The 16,462-nt window shown below is 71.4% G+C and carries 13 protein-coding genes; 5 read left to right on the top strand and 8 right to left on the bottom strand.

What is annotated here, in order from left to right; genetic code table 11:
* Positions 1–15 precede the first annotated feature (15 nt).
* The 4 genes from G3I78_RS03625 to G3I78_RS03610 form a co-directional block, all read right to left on the bottom strand.
* Positions 16–1,305 carry an aspartate aminotransferase family protein gene (locus tag G3I78_RS03625; protein WP_164421241.1) on the bottom strand — a complete coding sequence of 430 codons (1,290 nt, stop codon included), beginning with the start codon at positions 1,303–1,305 and terminating at the stop codon, positions 16–18.
* Entirely contained in the window at positions 1,302–2,144 is an 843-nt protein-coding gene (locus G3I78_RS03620; protein WP_164421240.1) for a nitrilase-related carbon-nitrogen hydrolase, read from the bottom strand. The genes G3I78_RS03625 and G3I78_RS03620 overlap by 4 nt, the downstream gene beginning before the upstream one ends.
* Before the next feature lie 180 nt (positions 2,145–2,324).
* Positions 2,325–3,941 carry a hypothetical protein gene (locus G3I78_RS03615; RefSeq protein WP_164421239.1) on the bottom strand — a complete coding sequence of 539 codons (1,617 nt, stop codon included), beginning with the start codon at positions 3,939–3,941 and terminating at the stop codon, positions 2,325–2,327.
* A gap of 134 nt (positions 3,942–4,075) precedes the next feature.
* Positions 4,076–4,327: a helix-turn-helix transcriptional regulator gene (locus tag G3I78_RS03610; protein WP_164421238.1), complete on the bottom strand. Its 252-nt coding sequence runs from the start codon at positions 4,325–4,327 to the stop codon at positions 4,076–4,078.
* A 32-nt stretch (positions 4,328–4,359) separates the two neighbouring features.
* Here G3I78_RS03610 and map point away from each other — a divergent pair, with 32 nt between their 5' ends.
* Positions 4,360–5,127 (top strand): type I methionyl aminopeptidase, encoded by a 768-nt coding sequence (gene map / locus G3I78_RS03605; RefSeq protein WP_164421237.1) that lies wholly within the window; start codon positions 4,360–4,362, stop codon positions 5,125–5,127.
* A gap of 227 nt (positions 5,128–5,354) precedes the next feature.
* Positions 5,355–7,862, top strand: a complete 2,508-nt coding sequence (locus tag G3I78_RS03600) for an ATP-dependent Clp protease ATP-binding subunit (RefSeq protein WP_164421236.1) — start codon at positions 5,355–5,357, stop codon at positions 7,860–7,862.
* A gap of 54 nt (positions 7,863–7,916) precedes the next feature.
* On the opposite strand, the gene ggt is transcribed toward G3I78_RS03600, so the two are convergent.
* Positions 7,917–9,713 carry a gamma-glutamyltransferase gene (gene ggt / locus G3I78_RS03595; protein WP_164421235.1) on the bottom strand — a complete coding sequence of 599 codons (1,797 nt, stop codon included), beginning with the start codon at positions 9,711–9,713 and terminating at the stop codon, positions 7,917–7,919.
* Between the two features lie 116 nt (positions 9,714–9,829).
* Between ggt and G3I78_RS03590 the strand changes: the two genes are divergently transcribed.
* Positions 9,830–10,591, top strand: coding sequence for a hypothetical protein (locus G3I78_RS03590; protein WP_164421234.1), 762 nt, complete (start codon positions 9,830–9,832; stop codon positions 10,589–10,591).
* A 116-nt stretch (positions 10,592–10,707) separates the two neighbouring features.
* Entirely contained in the window at positions 10,708–12,273 is a 1,566-nt protein-coding gene (locus tag G3I78_RS03585) for a CocE/NonD family hydrolase (RefSeq protein ID WP_164421233.1), read from the top strand.
* Positions 12,274–12,443: 170 nt separating this feature from the next.
* Here G3I78_RS03585 and G3I78_RS03580 read toward each other — a convergent pair whose 3' ends face one another.
* Positions 12,444–13,190 (bottom strand): amino acid ABC transporter ATP-binding protein, encoded by a 747-nt coding sequence (locus G3I78_RS03580; protein WP_164421232.1) that lies wholly within the window; start codon positions 13,188–13,190, stop codon positions 12,444–12,446.
* Between the two features lie 126 nt (positions 13,191–13,316).
* A complete protein-coding gene (locus tag G3I78_RS03575; protein WP_164421231.1) occupies positions 13,317–13,724 on the bottom strand; it encodes a DUF6278 family protein in 408 nt (135 codons plus the stop codon).
* Between the two features lie 163 nt (positions 13,725–13,887).
* Between G3I78_RS03575 and G3I78_RS03570 the strand changes: the two genes are divergently transcribed.
* A complete protein-coding gene (locus G3I78_RS03570) occupies positions 13,888–15,672 on the top strand; it encodes an SGNH/GDSL hydrolase family protein (RefSeq protein WP_164421230.1) in 1,785 nt (594 codons plus the stop codon).
* A gap of 7 nt (positions 15,673–15,679) precedes the next feature.
* Here G3I78_RS03570 and G3I78_RS03565 read toward each other — a convergent pair whose 3' ends face one another.
* The gene (locus G3I78_RS03565; protein ID WP_164421229.1) at positions 15,680–16,459 is read right to left on the bottom strand and encodes an exodeoxyribonuclease III; all 780 of its coding nucleotides are present in this window, start codon (positions 16,457–16,459) and stop codon (positions 15,680–15,682) included.
* Between the last annotated feature and the right edge of the window lie 3 nt (positions 16,460–16,462).

The raw sequence follows: 16,462 nt of genomic DNA, 5'->3' as shown, positions 1-16,462 counted from the left end.
TCCCTTGCTGTGGACCTACTGGATGGTGCTCCTCAGAGCGTGTTCGAGGATCGCGGCGCCCTCTTCGGCCTCCGCGACGGTCAGGGACAGCGGCGGGGCGATCCTGAGCGCGCTGGTGCTGTGCCCGCCGCCCTTGCCGAGCAGCAGCCCTTCGGCGCGGGCGACCTCCAGCACGGCGGACGCGGCCTGCGGGTCGGCCTCGTCGGTGCCGGGCTTGACGAGTTCTACGCCGAGCATGAGCCCCCGCCCGCGCACCTCCCGTACGCCCGGGACCTGCGCGGCGACGGCCCGCAGCCGCTCGATGAGCAGTCCGCCGACGCGCCGGGCGTTGCCCTGGAGGTCGTGCTCCAGGAGATAGGACAGGTTGGCGAGCCCCGCCGCCATGGTGATCTGAGTGCCGCCGAACGTCGAAATGCTGTGGGAGTCCAGGCAGTTCATGATCTCGGCGCGGGCCACGACCCCGCCGATGGACATGCCGTTGCCGATGCCCTTGGCGAAGGTGAGGATGTCCGGCGGGCCGCTCCGGTCGTGTGCCTGCCAGCCCCAGAAGTGGTCGCCGGTACGGCCCCAGCCGGTCTGCACCTCGTCGGCGATCCACAGGATGCCGTGCTCGTGGAGTACGTCGCGGAAGGTGGCGTAGAGGCCGTCGGGCGGGGAGGTGAAGCCGCCGACGCCCTGGATCGGCTCGGCGATCAGGGCGGCGGGCGGGCGGGTGTGGCCGAGGAGGTCCTTCAGGTCGTCGACGCAGGCCGCGATGAAGTCGTCGTCGCTCAGAGCCGCGTACGGGCCGCGGGTGCGGACGCCGCCGTGGACGTACAGCGTCTGGAGCGGGGACAGCGAGGTGGGCGACCAGCCGCGGTTGCCGGTGATGCCGACCGCGCTGAAGGAGCGGCCGTGGTAGCTGTTGCGCATCGCCAGGATCGTGTTGCTGCGGCGGTAGGTCGTGGCGAGCAGCAGGGCGGTGTCGTTGGCCTCGGTGCCGGAGGTGGTGAAGAAGACCCGCGCGTCCGGGATGCCGGACAACTGGCTGATCCTCTCGGCCATTTCGACCATCGGCCGGTTGAGGTACAGAGTGGACGAGTGGATGATCCTCCCGGCCTGTTCGCTCACCGCCTTGGTGACCTCGGGCAGGGCGTGCGCGGTCATCGTGGTGAGGATGCCGCCGAAGAAGTCGAGGTACTTGTTGCCCTCGGCGTCCCACACATGGCGGCCCTCGCCGTGCGTGATCTCCAGCGGGTCCTCGTAGTAGAGGGCGAGCCAGTCGGGCAGGACGGCCCGGTGTCGGCCCAGCAGGTCCTTGGTCACGGCTGCACCAGCCCTTCGTAGGCGTCGGGACGGCGGTCGCGGTAGAACGCCCACTGCTGCCGTACCTCGTCGATGAGGTCGAAGTCGAGGTCCCGGACGACCAGTTCCTCCTCCTTGTCGCTCGCCGTGTCCCCCACGAACTGTCCTCGCGGGTCGACGAAGTACGACGTCCCGTAGAAGTCGTTGTCGCCGTACTCCTCGACGCCGACCCGGTTGATGGCGGCGACGAAGTACTCGTTGGCGACGGCCGCGGCGGGCTGCTCCAGGCGCCACAGGTAGGAGGACAGGCCCCGGTGGGTGGCCGACGGGTTGTAGACGAGCTGGGCTCCGTTGAGGCCCAACTGCCGCCAGCCCTCCGGGAAGTGGCGGTCGTAGCAGATGTAGACGCCGATCCTGCCGACCGCGGTGTCGAAGACCGGCCAGCCGAGGTTGCCGGGCTTGAAGTAGTACTTCTCCCAGAAGCCCTTGACCTGCGGGATGTGGTGCTTGCGGTACTTGCCGAGGACGGTGCCGTCTGCGTCGATCACGACCGCGGTGTTGTAGTAGAAGCCGGACTGCTCGACCTCGAACACCGGCACCACGATCACCATGCCGGTCTCGCGTGCGAGTTCCTGCATCCGCGTGGTGGTGGGGCCGTCGGGCACCGGCTCGGCCCAGCGGTAGTGCTCGGGTTCCTGGACCTGGCAGAAGTAGGGGGCGTTGAACACTTCCTGGAACCCGATGATCCTCGCGCCCTGTCGGGCCGCCTCGCGGGCGTGCTCCTCGTGTTTCGCCACCATGGACTCGGTGTCGCCGGTCCAGGTGGCCTGGACCAGAGCGGCACGTACGACATTGGCCATGAGCTGCTCCTTCGGCGGGACGCAGAGCCTCTACGCCCGTAGATGAAGGCCGTAGAGGCACGAACGTAAGCCTCCTGGAGAGGCTTGCCAAGACCATCGTCGTCAACCCGCGGAGTCGATCGTGTTTCGCACCCCACTGGACGAGTGACACGGCCGGCCGCCGGATTTGCGGTGCACCTGTCAGGCCGAGAACCCGGCGACCCGCAGGGCGTGCACCAGATCCCAGTGCCGCTGGTCCGAGACGCCCCGCGCGGCCGCCAGCAGGAGGGGCACGAGGGTCCGCGGGCCGGGTTCGGCGCTGCGGGCGGCCTCCTCGGGGGCGCGGACACGGACGTAGGCGTCGAGGAGGGCGTTCACCTCACGGCGGCGGCCCTCGGCGATCAGCGCGAGCACCGCCTCGCCGATCTCGGCGGCGGGCCGTGCGACGCCCTGGCGCAGCACCTGCTCCCCGTCCCCGGCCCGCCCGGCCGCGGCCAGCGCGTCGGCGGCGGCCACGAGCCGGTCGGCGGGCAGCGAGGCGGCCTCCCACAGCAGGGTCGCCCAATCGGCGCCGAGCCCGGCCCGCTGGAGTTCCGCCGCGAGCAGCGGGAACCGGTCGGCGGGCCAGTGGGCCACCTCGACGAGCAGTACGTGCGCCTCGCCGGTACGGCCCTCCGCGCGCAGCCGGACCAGCGGCTCGACCGTGTCGGCGGTCTCCCGCCGCGCGACCGCGTCCACCGCGTCCACCGGCTCGGCCGACCGCTCCGACCGCGCTTTCGGCGCCGCCCCGGCCCCCGCGAACCGGGCCCCGCGCGGGCTCCGCCCCTTCGCCACGGGTGCGGCGGGCAGATCGGGTCCGCTTGTCGGGGGTACGACGACGGGGGCGCCCTCCTCCTCGGCCATCCCGGCGAACCGGGCGCTGCCGCGGCGGCGCTTGCGGGGTTTGGGGGCGGGGGCCTCCGGCGCCGGGGGTGCGGGGGCGGGTTCCCGTGGGGTCTCCGGTACGTCGGCCGTGCGGGTGTCGCGCTGCCGGGGCAGGTTCGGGAAGCGGTCGGTGTCGGGGGTGCTCTCGCGCGGGTCCGCGGCCCGGTGCGCGCCGGGTCCGCGGGGCTCGGCGGCGGGTGTGCCGCTCGCGCGGGGGTCGGCAGCGGGTGTGCCGGTCGCGCGGGGCTCGGCGGCGGGTGTGCCGGTCGCGCGGGGGTCGGCGGCGGGTGTGCCGGTCGCGCGAAGATCAGGCCCGTACGAGACGCCCCCGTAGGTCCCGTCCGCGCCCTGCCCCCGCCGTGTCTCCGACGCCCGGCCGCCCCGCACCCGTTGGTCCAACTCGGCCATCCGGGCCTGGAGTTCGGCGCAGCGGCGGGTCGCGCGTTCGTGGTCGTCGCGGGCCCAGGCGAGGTCGAGGCGGAGGGCGTCGGCCTCCTCCCGGGTGGTGGCGGAGGCCAGCAGGCGGCCGAGTTCGGCCTGGCGTTCCATGGCGTAGCGCTGTTCGCGGAGCATGACGTCGAAGCGGTCGCCGAGGGCGTCCCGGCCGCCGGGGCGGTCGTCGTGGGCGGACTGGGCGGCGGCGTGCAGCGGCCGGACCCGTTCCGCCTCTGCGCGGGCCGCCTCGGGACCGTATTCGACGGCGAGGTCCTGGAGGAGCGCCTCGACCACGTCCCAGGGCGGCACCTCGCGTCCGTCGAGGCAGGCCCGCATCCCGTCCGGGTCGCGCTGCCAGAACACCCTGCACCAGCCGCCACCCTGATCCAGACGGGCCAGCACGCCCTCCAGACAGGCCATGAACTCCCGCACCCGGCCCGGGAGTTGATCCACTGCCATCGCTCAACTCCCGTTAGACCGGAGCACTACGGTCCGTAAGGCAACACCAGCAGTGTTACGAACGGGCTACAGCAAGTTTTCAAAGCAGCAGCAGGAGTCTCATGGCGCGGTCCCGACCGGTGCGCGAACTCCCGTCACAGGCGCGCCATCTCGCAGAGTCCGGCCAGTTCGTCCATGGACAGTCCGAGGGCCCTGGCGAGCGCGGCGACCGTGAAGAAGGCCGGCGTCGGAGCCCGCCCGGTCTCGATCTTCCGGAGGGTCTCCGCGGAGATCCCGGCGCTCGCCGCGACCTCGGTCATGCTGCGGCCGCCGCGTGCCTCACGGAGCAGTAGGCCGAGCCGCTCGCCGCGTTCGCGTTCTTCTGGGGTGAGAGGGGTGCGCACCATGACCCCATTCTAATACCGGTATAGTAATTGGCATGGTGGAGCTGAAGACGGACACATCGATCGATGCCATGCACGAGGCCGGACAGGTGGTCGGGCGCGCCCTGACCGCCGTACACAAAGCCGCTGACGTGGGCGTTTCCCTGCTGGAGCTGGACGAGGTGGCGCGGGAGGTGCTGCGCGAGGCGGGTGCGGGCTCGCCGTTCCTCGGGTACCGGCCGTCCTTCGCGCCGACCCCGTTCCCGGCCGTCATCTGCGCGTCGGTCAACGACGCGATCGTGCACGGCATCCCGACCGCGTACCGGCTGCGCGACGGCGACCTCGTCTCCATCGACTGCGGGGCCCAACTCGGCGGCTGGGCGGGCGACTCGGCGATCAGCTTCACGGTCGGCAGGGCGCGCGCGGCCGACACACGGCTGATCGAGACCGCCGAGCGGGCGCTCGCGGCCGGTATCGAGGCGGCGGTCGTGGGCAACCGCATCGGGGACATCGCGCACGCGATCGGCACGGTGTGCCGGGACGGCGGCTACGGCATCCCGGAGGGCTTCGGCGGACACGGCATCGGCCGCCACATGCACGAGGACCCGCCGGTGCCGAACGAGGGGCGCCCGGGACGCGGTCTCCGGCTGCGGCACGGCATGGCCCTCGCGATCGAGCCGATGCTCATCGGCGGCGGCACGGACGGGTACCACGAGGCGCCGGACGGCTGGACCCTGAAGACGAACGACGGCTCACGGGCGGCGCACGCCGAGCACACGGTGGCGATCACGGACGCCGGGCCCCGGGTCCTGACGGCTCGCTGAGCCGGCCTCCCGGGTCGGGGAGCCGGACGGGGCTGTTCAGAACCGGCACCCGGAGGTCCACGTTCACCTCGTCCCGCCCGGCGCTCACTGGAAGCACGCTCACTGAAAGTGCTCCACTCCCCCATCCGTGCGAAGGTGTAACCGGCTGGCACCCGGGTTACCCGACCCCGGCACGTCGATCAGCGAGGGCGTCCCCGGCCCGCGCGGGGATGCCGGATGGGAACGCCATGACCAGCGGATTCAGCGGTCCGGAGAGCTATGACGCCTTCGGAGAGTTCCTCGCCCGCTTCTTCGGCGGGCCGCGCCCGGGCCCCCGGCAGATCAACATCGGCCAGCTGCTGAGCCGGCCGGCCCGGGAGCTGGTGCGGGGCGCCGCGCAGTACGCCGCCGAGCACGGCAGCCGGGACCTGGACACCCAGCACCTGCTGCGAGCCGCGCTCGCCGCCGAGCCGACCCGGACCCTGCTGAGCCGGGCCGGCGCCGACCCCGACTCGCTCGCCTCGGAGATCGACGAGCGCTCGGGACCCGTACGGCACCAGCCCGAGGAGGCGCCGCCGCCGACCTCGCTGTCCCTGACCCCGGCCGCCAAGCGGGCCCTGCTGGACGCGCACGACCTGGCCCGGTCCCGCGGCGCCGGTCACATCGGCCCGGAGCACGTCCTGAGCGCCCTGGCCGCGAACCCTGACTCGGCGGCCGGGCACATCCTGAACTCAGCCCTGTTCGCCCCGACCGGGATGCCTCCCGGGGCCGCGTCCGACGCCGGCCGGCCCCTCGGTGAGGCCCCCCGCGACACGGGCACGCCCACCCTGGACAAGTACGGCCGCGACCTCACCGAGCTGGCCCGGCAGGGCCGAATCGACCCGGTGATCGGACGGGACGAGGAGATCGAGCAGACCGTCGAGGTGCTGTCCCGGCGCGGCAAGAACAACCCGGTGCTCATCGGTGACGCGGGCGTCGGCAAGACGGCGATCGTGGAGGGCCTGGCCCAGCGGATCGTCGACGGCGACGTCCCCGACGTGCTCATCGGGCGGCGGGTGTTCGCCCTCGACCTGACCGGGGTGGTCGCGGGCACCCGCTACCGGGGCGACTTCGAGGAGCGGCTGACCGGCATCGTCGGCGAGATCCGCGACAACTCCGCCCGGCTGATCGTCTTCATCGACGAGCTGCACACCGTCGTCGGCGCGGGTGGGGGCGGCGAGGGCGGCGGCTCGACGGACGCCGGCAACATCCTCAAACCGGCCCTGGCCCGAGGCGAGTTGCACATCGTGGGCGCGACCACTCTGGAGGAGTTCCGCAGGATCGAGAAGGACGCGGCCCTGGCCCGCCGCTTCCAGCCCGTCCTGGTCCCGGAGCCCACGACCGACGACACGATCGAGATCCTGCGCGGTCTGCGCGACCGCTACGAGGCCCACCACCAGGTCCGTTACACCGACGAGGCGCTGATGGCCGCCGTACGGCTCTCGGACCGCTATGTCACCGACCGCCGGCTGCCGGACAAGGCGATCGACCTCATCGACCAGGCGGGAGCGCGGGTACGGCTGCGGGCGCGGACCAAGGGCACGGACGTACGGGCGCTTGAGCACGAGGTCGACCGGCTGAGCCGGGACAAGGACCAGGCCGTCGCGGACGAGCAGTACGAGCAGGCCACCCAACTCCGGGACAAGATAGCCGAGTTGAAGCAGCGGATCGGTCAGGCGGCCGGGGACGGCGAGGCCGACGAGGGTCAGCACCTGGAGGTGACGGCCGAGGCGGTCGCCGAGGTCGTGTCCCGGCTGACCGGCATCCCGGTCAGCAGCCTCACCGAGGCGGAGAAGGACCGTCTGCTGGGGCTGGAGGAGCATCTGCACCGGCGGGTCGTGGGCCAGGACGAGGCCGTCCGGGTCGTCTCGGACGCCGTGCTGCGCTCCCGCGCGGGCCTCGCGAGCCCGGACCGCCCGATCGGCAGCTTCCTCTTCCTCGGCCCGACCGGCGTCGGCAAGACCGAACTGGCCCGCGCGCTCGCCGAGTCCCTCTTCGGCGACGAGGAGCGCATGGTCCGCCTCGACATGAGCGAGTACCAGGAACGGCACACGGTCAGCCGCCTGGTCGGCGCCCCGCCCGGGTACGTCGGCCACGAGGAGGCGGGCCAGCTCACCGAGGCGATCCGCAGGCACCCCTACTCGCTGCTGCTCCTGGACGAGGTGGAGAAGGCCCACCCGGACGTCTTCAACATCCTCCTCCAGGTCCTCGACGACGGCCGCCTCACCGACTCCCAGGGCCGCACGGTCGACTTCACCAACACGGTGATCGTGATGACGAGCAACCTGGGCTCGGAGGCGGTCACGCGAAAGGGCGCGGGCATCGGCTTCGGCGCCCGGTCGGACGAGGAGGCCCGGCGCGAACAGATCCTGCGCCCGCTGCGCGACCACTTCCGCCCGGAGTTCCTGAACCGCATCGACGAGATCGTCGTCTTCCGGCAGCTCTCGGCGGAGCAACTACGGGAGATCACCAGGCTGTTGCTGGAGAGCACCCGCCGCCTGCTCCACGCCCAGGGCGTCACGGTCGACTTCACCGACAGCGCCGTCGACTGGCTGGCGGAACGCGGCTGTCAACCGGAGTACGGCGCCCGGCCGTTGCGCCGCACGATCCAGCGGGAGGTCGACAACCACCTGTCCCGCCTGCTCCTGGACGGCACCGTCACAGAAGGCGGCCGGGTGACGGTTGACGCGGCAGCAGGCGAGCTGACGTTCAGGTGAGGCCGCCAGGGGCGCGGGGAGCTGCGCGACCAGCCCCCGCGCGCCCGCGGACAACTACGGCGCGGGGTACACCACTTGCGCGGACCCCCCACCCCGCCGAACGGTCTCGGCAGCAGCGAGCCACTTCCCATTGGGCAGCCGCTGCACCCCGGTCGCCGCCCCGATCTCGGGATTCAGCTTGAACGAGTGCCCGATGGCCTCCAGCTTCGCCTTCAGAGCACTGTCGTACAGCCCCGGCTCCAACTCGGTCTGCGCCGCATTGCGCTGACTCGCCCGAGGTGCCGCGATCGCGTCCACCAGCGGCAGCCCGCGGTCCACGAACTCGGTCAGCACCTGGAGCACGGTGGTGATGATCGTCGCCCCACCGGGCGAACCCAGCGCCACGACCGGCTTGTCGTGCTTGTCGAGCACGATCGTCGGCGAGATCGAGGACCGGGGCCGCTTACCGGGACCGGGCAGGTTCGGGTCGTGCACGGCGGGGTTGGCCGGGCTGAACGAGAAGTCCGTCAGCTCGTTGTTGAGGATGAACCCCCGCCCCGGGACGGTGATCCCGCTCCCCCCGGTCTGCTCGATGGTCAGCGTGTAGGAGACGACGTTCCCCCACTTGTCGGCCACCGTCAGATGCGTGGTGTTCTCGCCCTCGTACGTCGTCGGAGCCGCCGTCCCGCCCGCCGAGCAGTCCGCGGGCTTGCGCGGATCCCCCGGCGCCACCGGACTCGTGAGCACCGCGTCGTCCTTGATCAGACAGGCCCGCGAGTCGGCGAACCGCTGGGACAGCAGCCCCTTGGTCGGTACGTCCTCGAAGGCGGGGTCGCCGACCCAGCGCCCCCGGTCCGCGAACGCGATCCGGCTGGCCTCGATGTAGCGGTGCAGGTACTGCACCTCACTGGCCTTCGAAAGGTCGGTGTTCTCAAGGATGTTGAGGGCCTCGCCGACCGTCGTGCCGCCGGAGGAGGAGGGCGCGATGGAGTAGACGCCGAGCCCCCGGTAGGAGGTCTTCGTGGGCTTCTGGAGCTTGGCCCGATACGCGGCGAGGTCCTTCCCGGAGAGCTTCCCCGGCCGCGCGTTCCAGCCCGAACCGGGGTCGACCGGCGGGTTGTTCACGGTATCGACGATGTCGTCGCCGAGGTCGCCGCGGTAGATCGCGCCGACGCCCTTGCGGCCCAACTCCGCGTAGGTGCGGGCGAGATCGGGGTTCTTGAAGGTCGATCCGACGACTGGGAGCTGCCCGCCGGGCAGGAAGAGCTTCGCGGTGTCCGGGAAGTACCGGAACCGTGTCTCGTTGGACGCGGTCTGCGAGCGGAAGGTGTCGTCGACCGTGAACCCGTCGCGGGCGATCCGCTCGGCGGGCTTGAGCACGTTGCCGAGGGATCTGCTGCCCCACCTGTCCAGGGCCGTGGCCCAGGTGGCAGGCGTTCCGGGTGTGCCGACGCTCAGTCCGCTGGTGACGGCGTCGGCGAAGGCGAGCGGCTTGCCGTTCTCGACGAACAGGTCGGAGTCCGCGGTCAGCGGTGCCGTCTCCCGGCCGTCGATGGTGTGGACCGTACGGGACTTGGCGTCGTAGTAGACGAAGTAGCCGCCTCCGCCGACGCCGGAGGAGTACGGCTCGGTGACCCCGAGGGCCGCGGCGGTGGCGACGGCCGCGTCGACCGCGTTGCCGCCCTTTCTCAGGACCTCGATGCCGGCGGCGGACGCGTCCGCGTCGACACTGGCGACCGCGCCGCCGTAGCCGACGGCCACGGGGACTTTCCTGGGTGTCGGGGCGGCCTGCGGCGGGGCTGCCGCTCCGACCGACACCACGGCGGCCGAGACCGCCAGGACCGAGAGTTTCCGCGCGACTGGGCGACGCATCCGTACCTCCACTGAAGGGCCGTTCGCGCAGCCTATTCCATCGTCATGCCCTCGTCAGGAGCGCAAGAGGCCGACTTCGAACACGGGTTTGCGTTCGACCGCTAGCATGCGCGCACATGAATGACGACGTGCGCAACATCGTCCTGGGCGTGGCCGCCGCCGGCATCAGCGCCGCGCTCGGCTGGCTCGCCCGGACGTACCTGTGGAAGCGCAAGCTCCGCCGCAAGCAGGCCTTCTTCGGGCTGCCGGACAACTCCGAGTCGCTGCTGGTCGTCAACCGGGACGCCGGCGGCACCGATCTCGCGGTGCACCGCTACGACGTGTTCGCCCTGCTCGAACTCTCGGCCCTCATCAAGGACTGCGGCGCGCACGCCGACGTGGTGGCCCAGGACGTGGCCCGGCAGGGCTTCGGGGAGCGCACGGAGTTCTGCGTCGGCGGCCCGTCGTCGAACCGCCGCATGATGGCGCACATGAGCGCCATGCTGCCCGGGGTGCACGTGAACATCGACTCCTCGGAACCTGGCCCGGTCCGGATGACGTACCAGATAGGCAGCGAGCGCTACCGCCTGGAGAAGGGGCTCTCCGAGTACGTCCTGCTGGCCCGCCTCACCGCCGGGCAGCCCGGCCTGAGCCGGCCCGTGTTCCTGTTCTGCGGCCAGACCGCGATCACCAACCAGGCCGCGACCCGCTATCTGGCACGCAACCACGAGCGGCTGGCCCGCAAGTACGGGGGCAGTCCGTTCGTCCTCCTGCTGAAGGTGGTCAACTCGCACGCGTACGGCCCCGATGTCGCCGAACTCGTCGCGGACGTGACCCGCGCGGCCCAGGCGCCGCTGCCGACGCCCTCGGCCGCACCGAACTCACACCGCGCCTCCTGAATTGATTCACACCACAACAATCGTTACTCCCACGTAACTTACCGACGGGTTACCTCCGGTAAAGCGCCGAGGTTACCGTCTGGTCACTTTGCATTGACACGAGTAGGGAGTGACCCGTGGGACACCCTCGCAAGGCCCTGCGTACGACCACCGTGGGCGCCGTCTCCGCGACTCTGATCGCCGGTAGCGCCCTCGGGCTCACCCCCACTGCCCAGGCTGCCGACGCCGTCCGCTTCGTCGACATCGCCGGTGACGGCGGCACCGTCCTCAAGGCGAACGTCGTCACGCCCGCCGGAGCCGACGGCACGCGGCGCTACCCGCTCCTCGTCCTGCCCACGAGCTGGGGCCTGCCCCAGGTCGAGTACCTCGCCCAGGCCCAGAAGCTCGCGAACTCCGGCTACATCGTGGTCAGTTACAACGTCCGGGGGTTCTGGCAGTCGGGCGGGGAGATAGAAGTGGCGGGCCCTCCCGACACGGCCGACGCCTCCAAGGTCATCGACTGGGCGCTCGCCAACACCCCCGCGGACGACCGGCACATCGGCATGGCGGGCGTCTCCTACGGCGCCGGCATCAGCCTGCTCACCGCCGCGAAGGACAAGCGCGTCAAGGCCGTCGCCGCCCTCAGCGGCTGGGCCGACCTGATCGACTCGATCTACTCCGGCCGCACCCAGCACGTCCAGGCCACCGCGCTCCTCGACGGCGCGAGCCTCGTCACCGGCCGCCAGAGCGCCGAACTCCGGCAGATCTTCGACGACTTCTACGCGTCGAACCTGACGAAGGAACAGGACATGATCGATTGGGGGAAGAAACGTTCGGCCGCCACATATGTGGATCAGTTGAACCAGAACGGCGCCGCGGTCATGATGGCCAACGCCTGGGGCGACACGATCTTCCCGCCCAACCAGTACGCCGACTTCTACGAGAAGCTGACCGGCCCGAAGAGACTGGAGTTCCGCCCCGGCGACCACGCCACCGCCGAACTGACCGGCCTGTTCGGTCTGCCCAACGACGTGTGGACGGACACCGGGCGCTGGTTCGACCACTACCTCAAGGGCGCGGACAACGGCATCGACCGCGAGCAGCCGGTCCAGCTCAAGTCCCGTTCCACGGGCGGCTACGAGGGCTACCCCGACTGGAAGTCGGTCGGCGCGACCACGAAGAAGATCGCCTTGTCCGGCACCACCACGATCCACACCAACGTCGACTCGGGCGCGGACGGCGGGATCGTCTTCCTGTCCAGCATCCTCGACCAGCTCGCCCAGGCTCCCCCGGTCGCCTCGATCCCCCTGCTCCCCCGCCGCTGGGCCGCCGTATGGCAGTCGGAGAAGTACGCGAGCGCCCAACAGGTGCGCGGTACCGCGAAGTTGCACACCACCGTCACTCCTACCAAGGAGAGCGGCACCCTCGTCGCCTACCTGTACGACGTGGGGCCGCTCGGCCTCGGCAAGCTGGTCTCCAACGCGCCGTACACCTTCCACGGGCGGACGCCCGGGAAGCCGTTCGCCGTGGACCTGGAGTTGTTCTCCACGGCCTACGACGTCCCGGCAGGGCACCGTCTGGCCCTGGTGGTCGACACGGTCGACCCGCTCTACATCGAGCACAACCCGTCCGGCGCTCAGCTGACCTTCTCCTCGCCGGCGAACGACCCGTCGTACGTGTCGATTCCGCTGCGCGAGCAGTGATCTCCGGCCGGCGCCGGGCGGGTATGGCTCTGTGACTGCTGCCCCCTACGGTTCAAGGGCCGTGGGGGGACCCCCACCCGGCAGCAGCGTCCCTGGGGGCTCGGTCGCCATCACCGTGGGGATGAACGGACCATCGTAGTCGAGGCTCGTGGGCATGGCCGTCGCCCCTCTCAGTGCTTGAGGATCTTGGAGAGGAAGTCCCTGGCGCGCTCGCTGTCCGGGTGGGTGAAGAAGTCGTCGGGCGCGCGGTCCTCGACGATCCGGCCGTCGGCCATGAACACCACGCGGTGGGCGGCCGACCGGGCGAAGCCCATCTCGTGGGTGACGACGACCATGGTCATGCCCTCCTGGGCCAGTTGACGCATGACCTCCAGAACCTCGTTGATCATCTCCGGGTCGAGGGCGGAGGTCGGCTCGTCGAACAGCAGGGCCTTGGGCTCCATGGCGAGGGCACGGGCGATGGCCACACGCTGCTGCTGGCCGCCGGAGAGCTGGGCCGGATACTTGTCGGCCTGGTCGGCGAGGCCCACTCGGTCGAGGAGTTCGCGGGAGCGCCGGTCGGCCTGGTCCTTCTTGCGCTTGCGGACCTTCACCTGGGCCAGCGAGACGTTCTGGAGAACCGTCTTGTGGGCGAAGAGGTTGAAGGACTGGAAGACCATGCCGACCTCGGCACGGAGCTTCGCGAGGGCCTTGCCCTCCTCGGGCAGGGGCTGTCCGTCGAGCGTGATGGAACCGGACTTGATGGTCTCCAGGCGGTTGATCGTCCTGCAGAGCGTGGACTTGCCCGACCCCGAAGGGCCGATGACCACGACCACCTCCCCCTTGCCGACGGTGAGGTCGATGTCCTGGAGGACATGCAGCTCTCCGTAGTACTTGTTGACGTCACGCAGTTCGATCAACGGATCGAGGACGGCCATGCCCAGCCCTACTCACTCTCAGCTGTGTCGTGGTTGCCGCAACCTATCGAGGCAAGATCGCACTTAAGGAACGACACGCACTTTTCGGGCATTAGCCGTATTTACGCCGAAGTGTCGGCCAGGGATTCACTCTTCCGCGACCTCCGCGTAGAGCTGCGACAGCTCGGGGACGCCGCTCGCGGCCCACTCGTGCCCCGAGGCCACGACGTCGAACTCACGGCCGGACTCCAGCCGGATCACGGGCTGCCCGTCCGGCCGCAGGTCCCAGGCCGCCCCGGGGACGGTCCGCACGATCACCGTGCCGAGATAGAGCCCGGCGTCGTTGCCGAGCCAGAGCAGGACGTCCTCGTCGTCACGCCAGCGCGGGACCATCTGGTCGAGCGCCTCCAACGAGGCCGCCGTGTCGTCGAGTCGGACACCCGAACGCGACGCGTGCGAGCGCAGCAGCTCGCACTCGGAGAGGAGTTCGGCGATGCCCTCGGGGTCGCGGGTCCCGGACTTCTCACTCCGGCCGCCCAGAAAAGGGATCTTCATACGCCCAGCGTGTCATTCCCCCCACCGCCCGCACCACAGGCGCGCGGGCCGCCGTTTCCCGGCTGATTCACGCCGAGTTCACGCATGGCGCGTTGACGTGCCGTCGTCGTCTCCTTAGCTTCGCGATGCACGTTTCGTCCCCCACGAGCCGCAGGAGCCGTCTGTGCACCGACGTGTCCGAGGTGGTGCGGCGGTCCTCGCGCTGTGCGCGGCGCTGGTGCCGGGCTGCACCGCGTCCGCCGCGCCCGCGAAGGCGTCCGTCCACCACGAGCGGCGCGAACCGCTCCCGCTGGAGCGGCTGTTCGACAACTCCGCGGTCAGCGACGACGAACGCCCCGGTGACGCGGACTTCGACGGCAAAGGCGCCTCGCTGTCGGCCCGGGACCTCACCGCCGCGGGCTGGACACCGGGCCGCGCCCTCACCGTGCAGGGCGCGCGCCTGACCCTGCCGGACCGGGCGCCGGGGGCCCCGGACAACGTACGGGCCGACGGGCAGAACGTCCGGGTGGGCGGCCGCGGCGACGCGCTCGCCTTCCTGGTGGCGGGCACCGGCGGCGAGGAGGCCGGCGGCACGGGCACGGTGTCGTACGCCGACGGCGACCGCTCGGAGTACCGGCTGACGGCCCCCGACTGGCGCCGCGGCCCGCTCGCCACGAAGGCGGTGGCGCTGCCGCACGTGAACACGCCCGGGGGCCAACTCGCCGAGAGGGCGCGGCTGTACGTCGTCACGGTGCCGCTCGCGCCGGGCCGTGAGGTGACTTCGGTACGGCTGCCGCGGGCGACCGACCTGCATGTGTTCGCGGTGTCCGTGCGGGCCGACGCGCCGGACTGGACCGGGAGTTGGGCGACCGCCACCTCCGGGCACCCGGCGGTCGGGCCGTGGACCGACCGGACGCTGCGGCTGGTGGTGCACACCTCGGTGGGCGGGCCCCGGGTGCGGCTGCGGTTCGACAACACCTTCGCGGCGGCGCCGGTACGGCTCGGCCGGGTGACGGTGGCGGTGCAGGACCGGGGCGCCACGGCCCGGGAGGCGCCGGTGGCGGTGTCGTTCGGGGGTGCCTCCGGCATCGACATCCCGGCCGGGACGCAGGTGTTCAGCGATCCGCTCGCCTTCGTGGTGCCCGCGGACACCGGGCTGCTGGTCAGCCTCCATCTGCCCGGCCCGGTGGCGGCGGCTCCCGTGCACGCGCTCGCGCAGCAGCGGTCGTACCTCAGTGTCCCGGGCGACCACACGGCGGACGGCTCCTCGGCGGCGTACACCTCGGTCCTGACCGGCTGGCCGCTGCTGACCGGGGTGGATGTGGGCGGCGGGCCGGGGTCGGTGGTGCTGCTCGGGGACTCGATCACCGACGGGGACAAGTCCACGGTGGACGCGAACCGGCGGTGGCCCGACGTGCTCGGCGCCCGGCTGCGGGCCCAGCATGTGGTCCCGCACTACGGGGTGCTCAACCAGGGGATCTCCGGGAACCGTGTGGTCAGCGACCGGTATCCGGGGGACGGGGTCTCCACGGTCACCTCCGGGGTGAGCGCGCTGCACCGGTTCGACCGGGACGTCCTCGCGCAGACCTCGGCGCGTACGGCGGTGGTGTTCCAGGGCGTCAACGACGTGCGGTGGGGCACCTCGGCGCGGGAGGTCGTCGCGGGACTGAGGGAGCTGGCCGAGCGGGGACACGCGCGCGGGCTGCGGATGCTCGCGGCGACGATCGTGCCGTGCGGCGGCGAGGCCCGCTGCACGGCCGCCGTCGACGCCGAGCGGGTCGCGGTCAACGACTGGATCCGGGACACCGATGTGTTCGACGGCGTCCTGGACTTCGACGCCGTGGTGCGCGACCCGGCCGACCCCTCACGCATGCTGCCGGCGTACGACAGCGGCGACCATCTGCACCCCGGCGACAAGGGGCTCGCCGCGCTGGCCGGGTCGGTGGACCTGGCCGCGCTCGTGCCGTGACCGGCGGCTACACCTCCAGGTCGACCACCACGGGCGCGTGGTCCGAGGCGCCCTTGCCCTTGCGCTCCTCGCGGTCGACGTAGGCGTCGGTGACGGCCTTCGCGAACGGTTCGTTGCCGTACACCAGGTCGATGCGCATGCCGCGGTTCTTGGGGAAGGCGAGCTGGCGGTAGTCCCAGTAGGTGTACGGGTGGTCGTACTTCAGGGGCCGCGGGACGACGTCGGACAGGCCCGCCTCGCGCAGGGAGGTGAGGGCGGCGCGCTCGGCCGGGGTGACGTGGGTGAGGCCCTCGAAGGCGGCCACGTCGTAGACGTCGTCGTCCGTCGGTGCCACGTTGTAGTCGCCCAGGACCGCGAAGGGCCTGCTGCCCGCGGCGTCGCCCGCGACGGCGGCCTTGAGGGCCTCGAACCACTGGAGCTTGTAGGCGTAGTGCGGGTGGTCGACCTCGCGGCCGTTGGGCACATAGACCGACCAGACGCGGACCGGGCCGCAGGTCGCGGAGATCGCGCGGGGTTCCGGGGCGCCGTCGTAACCGGGGTCGCCGGCCAGGCCCTTGACCACGTTCTCCAGGCCGACCCGGGAGATCACCGCCACGCCGTTCCACCGGCCGGTCGCGTTGACCGCCGACTCGTAGCCCGCCTCGCGGAGCTGGTCGAAGGGGAACTGCTCCTCGGCGAGCTTGGCCTCCTGGAGGCACAGCACATCGGTGCCGGTGCTCTCCAGCCAGGCCAGCAGCCTCGGGAGACGGGCGGTGATCGAGTTGACGTTCCAGGTCGCGATGCGCATGCC

Origin of the sequence: Streptomyces sp. SID13726 (assembly GCF_010548375.1) — a bacterium.
GTDB lineage: Bacteria > Actinomycetota > Actinomycetes > Streptomycetales > Streptomycetaceae > Streptomyces.
The sequence above is the reverse complement of the archived record's forward strand: the minus strand, read 5'-3'. Positions and strand labels throughout refer to the sequence as shown.

Excerpts from the sequence above, each read along its gene's own strand:
- G3I78_RS03620 (WP_164421240.1), bottom strand. The coding sequence starts at position 2,144 with ATGGCCAATGTCGTACGTGCCGCTCTGGTCCAGGCCACCTGGACCGGC.
- G3I78_RS03615 (WP_164421239.1), bottom strand. The coding sequence starts at position 3,941 with ATGGCAGTGGATCAACTCCCGGGCCGGGTGCGGGAGTTCATGGCCTGT.
- G3I78_RS03610 (WP_164421238.1), bottom strand. The coding sequence starts at position 4,327 with ATGGTGCGCACCCCTCTCACCCCAGAAGAACGCGAACGCGGCGAGCGG.
- map (WP_164421237.1), top strand. The coding sequence starts at position 4,360 with ATGGTGGAGCTGAAGACGGACACATCGATCGATGCCATGCACGAGGCC.
- G3I78_RS03600 (WP_164421236.1), top strand. The coding sequence starts at position 5,355 with ATGACCAGCGGATTCAGCGGTCCGGAGAGCTATGACGCCTTCGGAGAG.
- ggt (WP_164421235.1), bottom strand. The coding sequence starts at position 9,713 with ATGCGTCGCCCAGTCGCGCGGAAACTCTCGGTCCTGGCGGTCTCGGCC.
- G3I78_RS03590 (WP_164421234.1), top strand. The coding sequence starts at position 9,830 with ATGAATGACGACGTGCGCAACATCGTCCTGGGCGTGGCCGCCGCCGGC.
- G3I78_RS03580 (WP_164421232.1), bottom strand. The coding sequence starts at position 13,190 with ATGGCCGTCCTCGATCCGTTGATCGAACTGCGTGACGTCAACAAGTAC.
- G3I78_RS03575 (WP_164421231.1), bottom strand. The coding sequence starts at position 13,724 with ATGAAGATCCCTTTTCTGGGCGGCCGGAGTGAGAAGTCCGGGACCCGC.
- G3I78_RS03565 (WP_164421229.1), bottom strand. The coding sequence starts at position 16,459 with ATGCGCATCGCGACCTGGAACGTCAACTCGATCACCGCCCGTCTCCCG.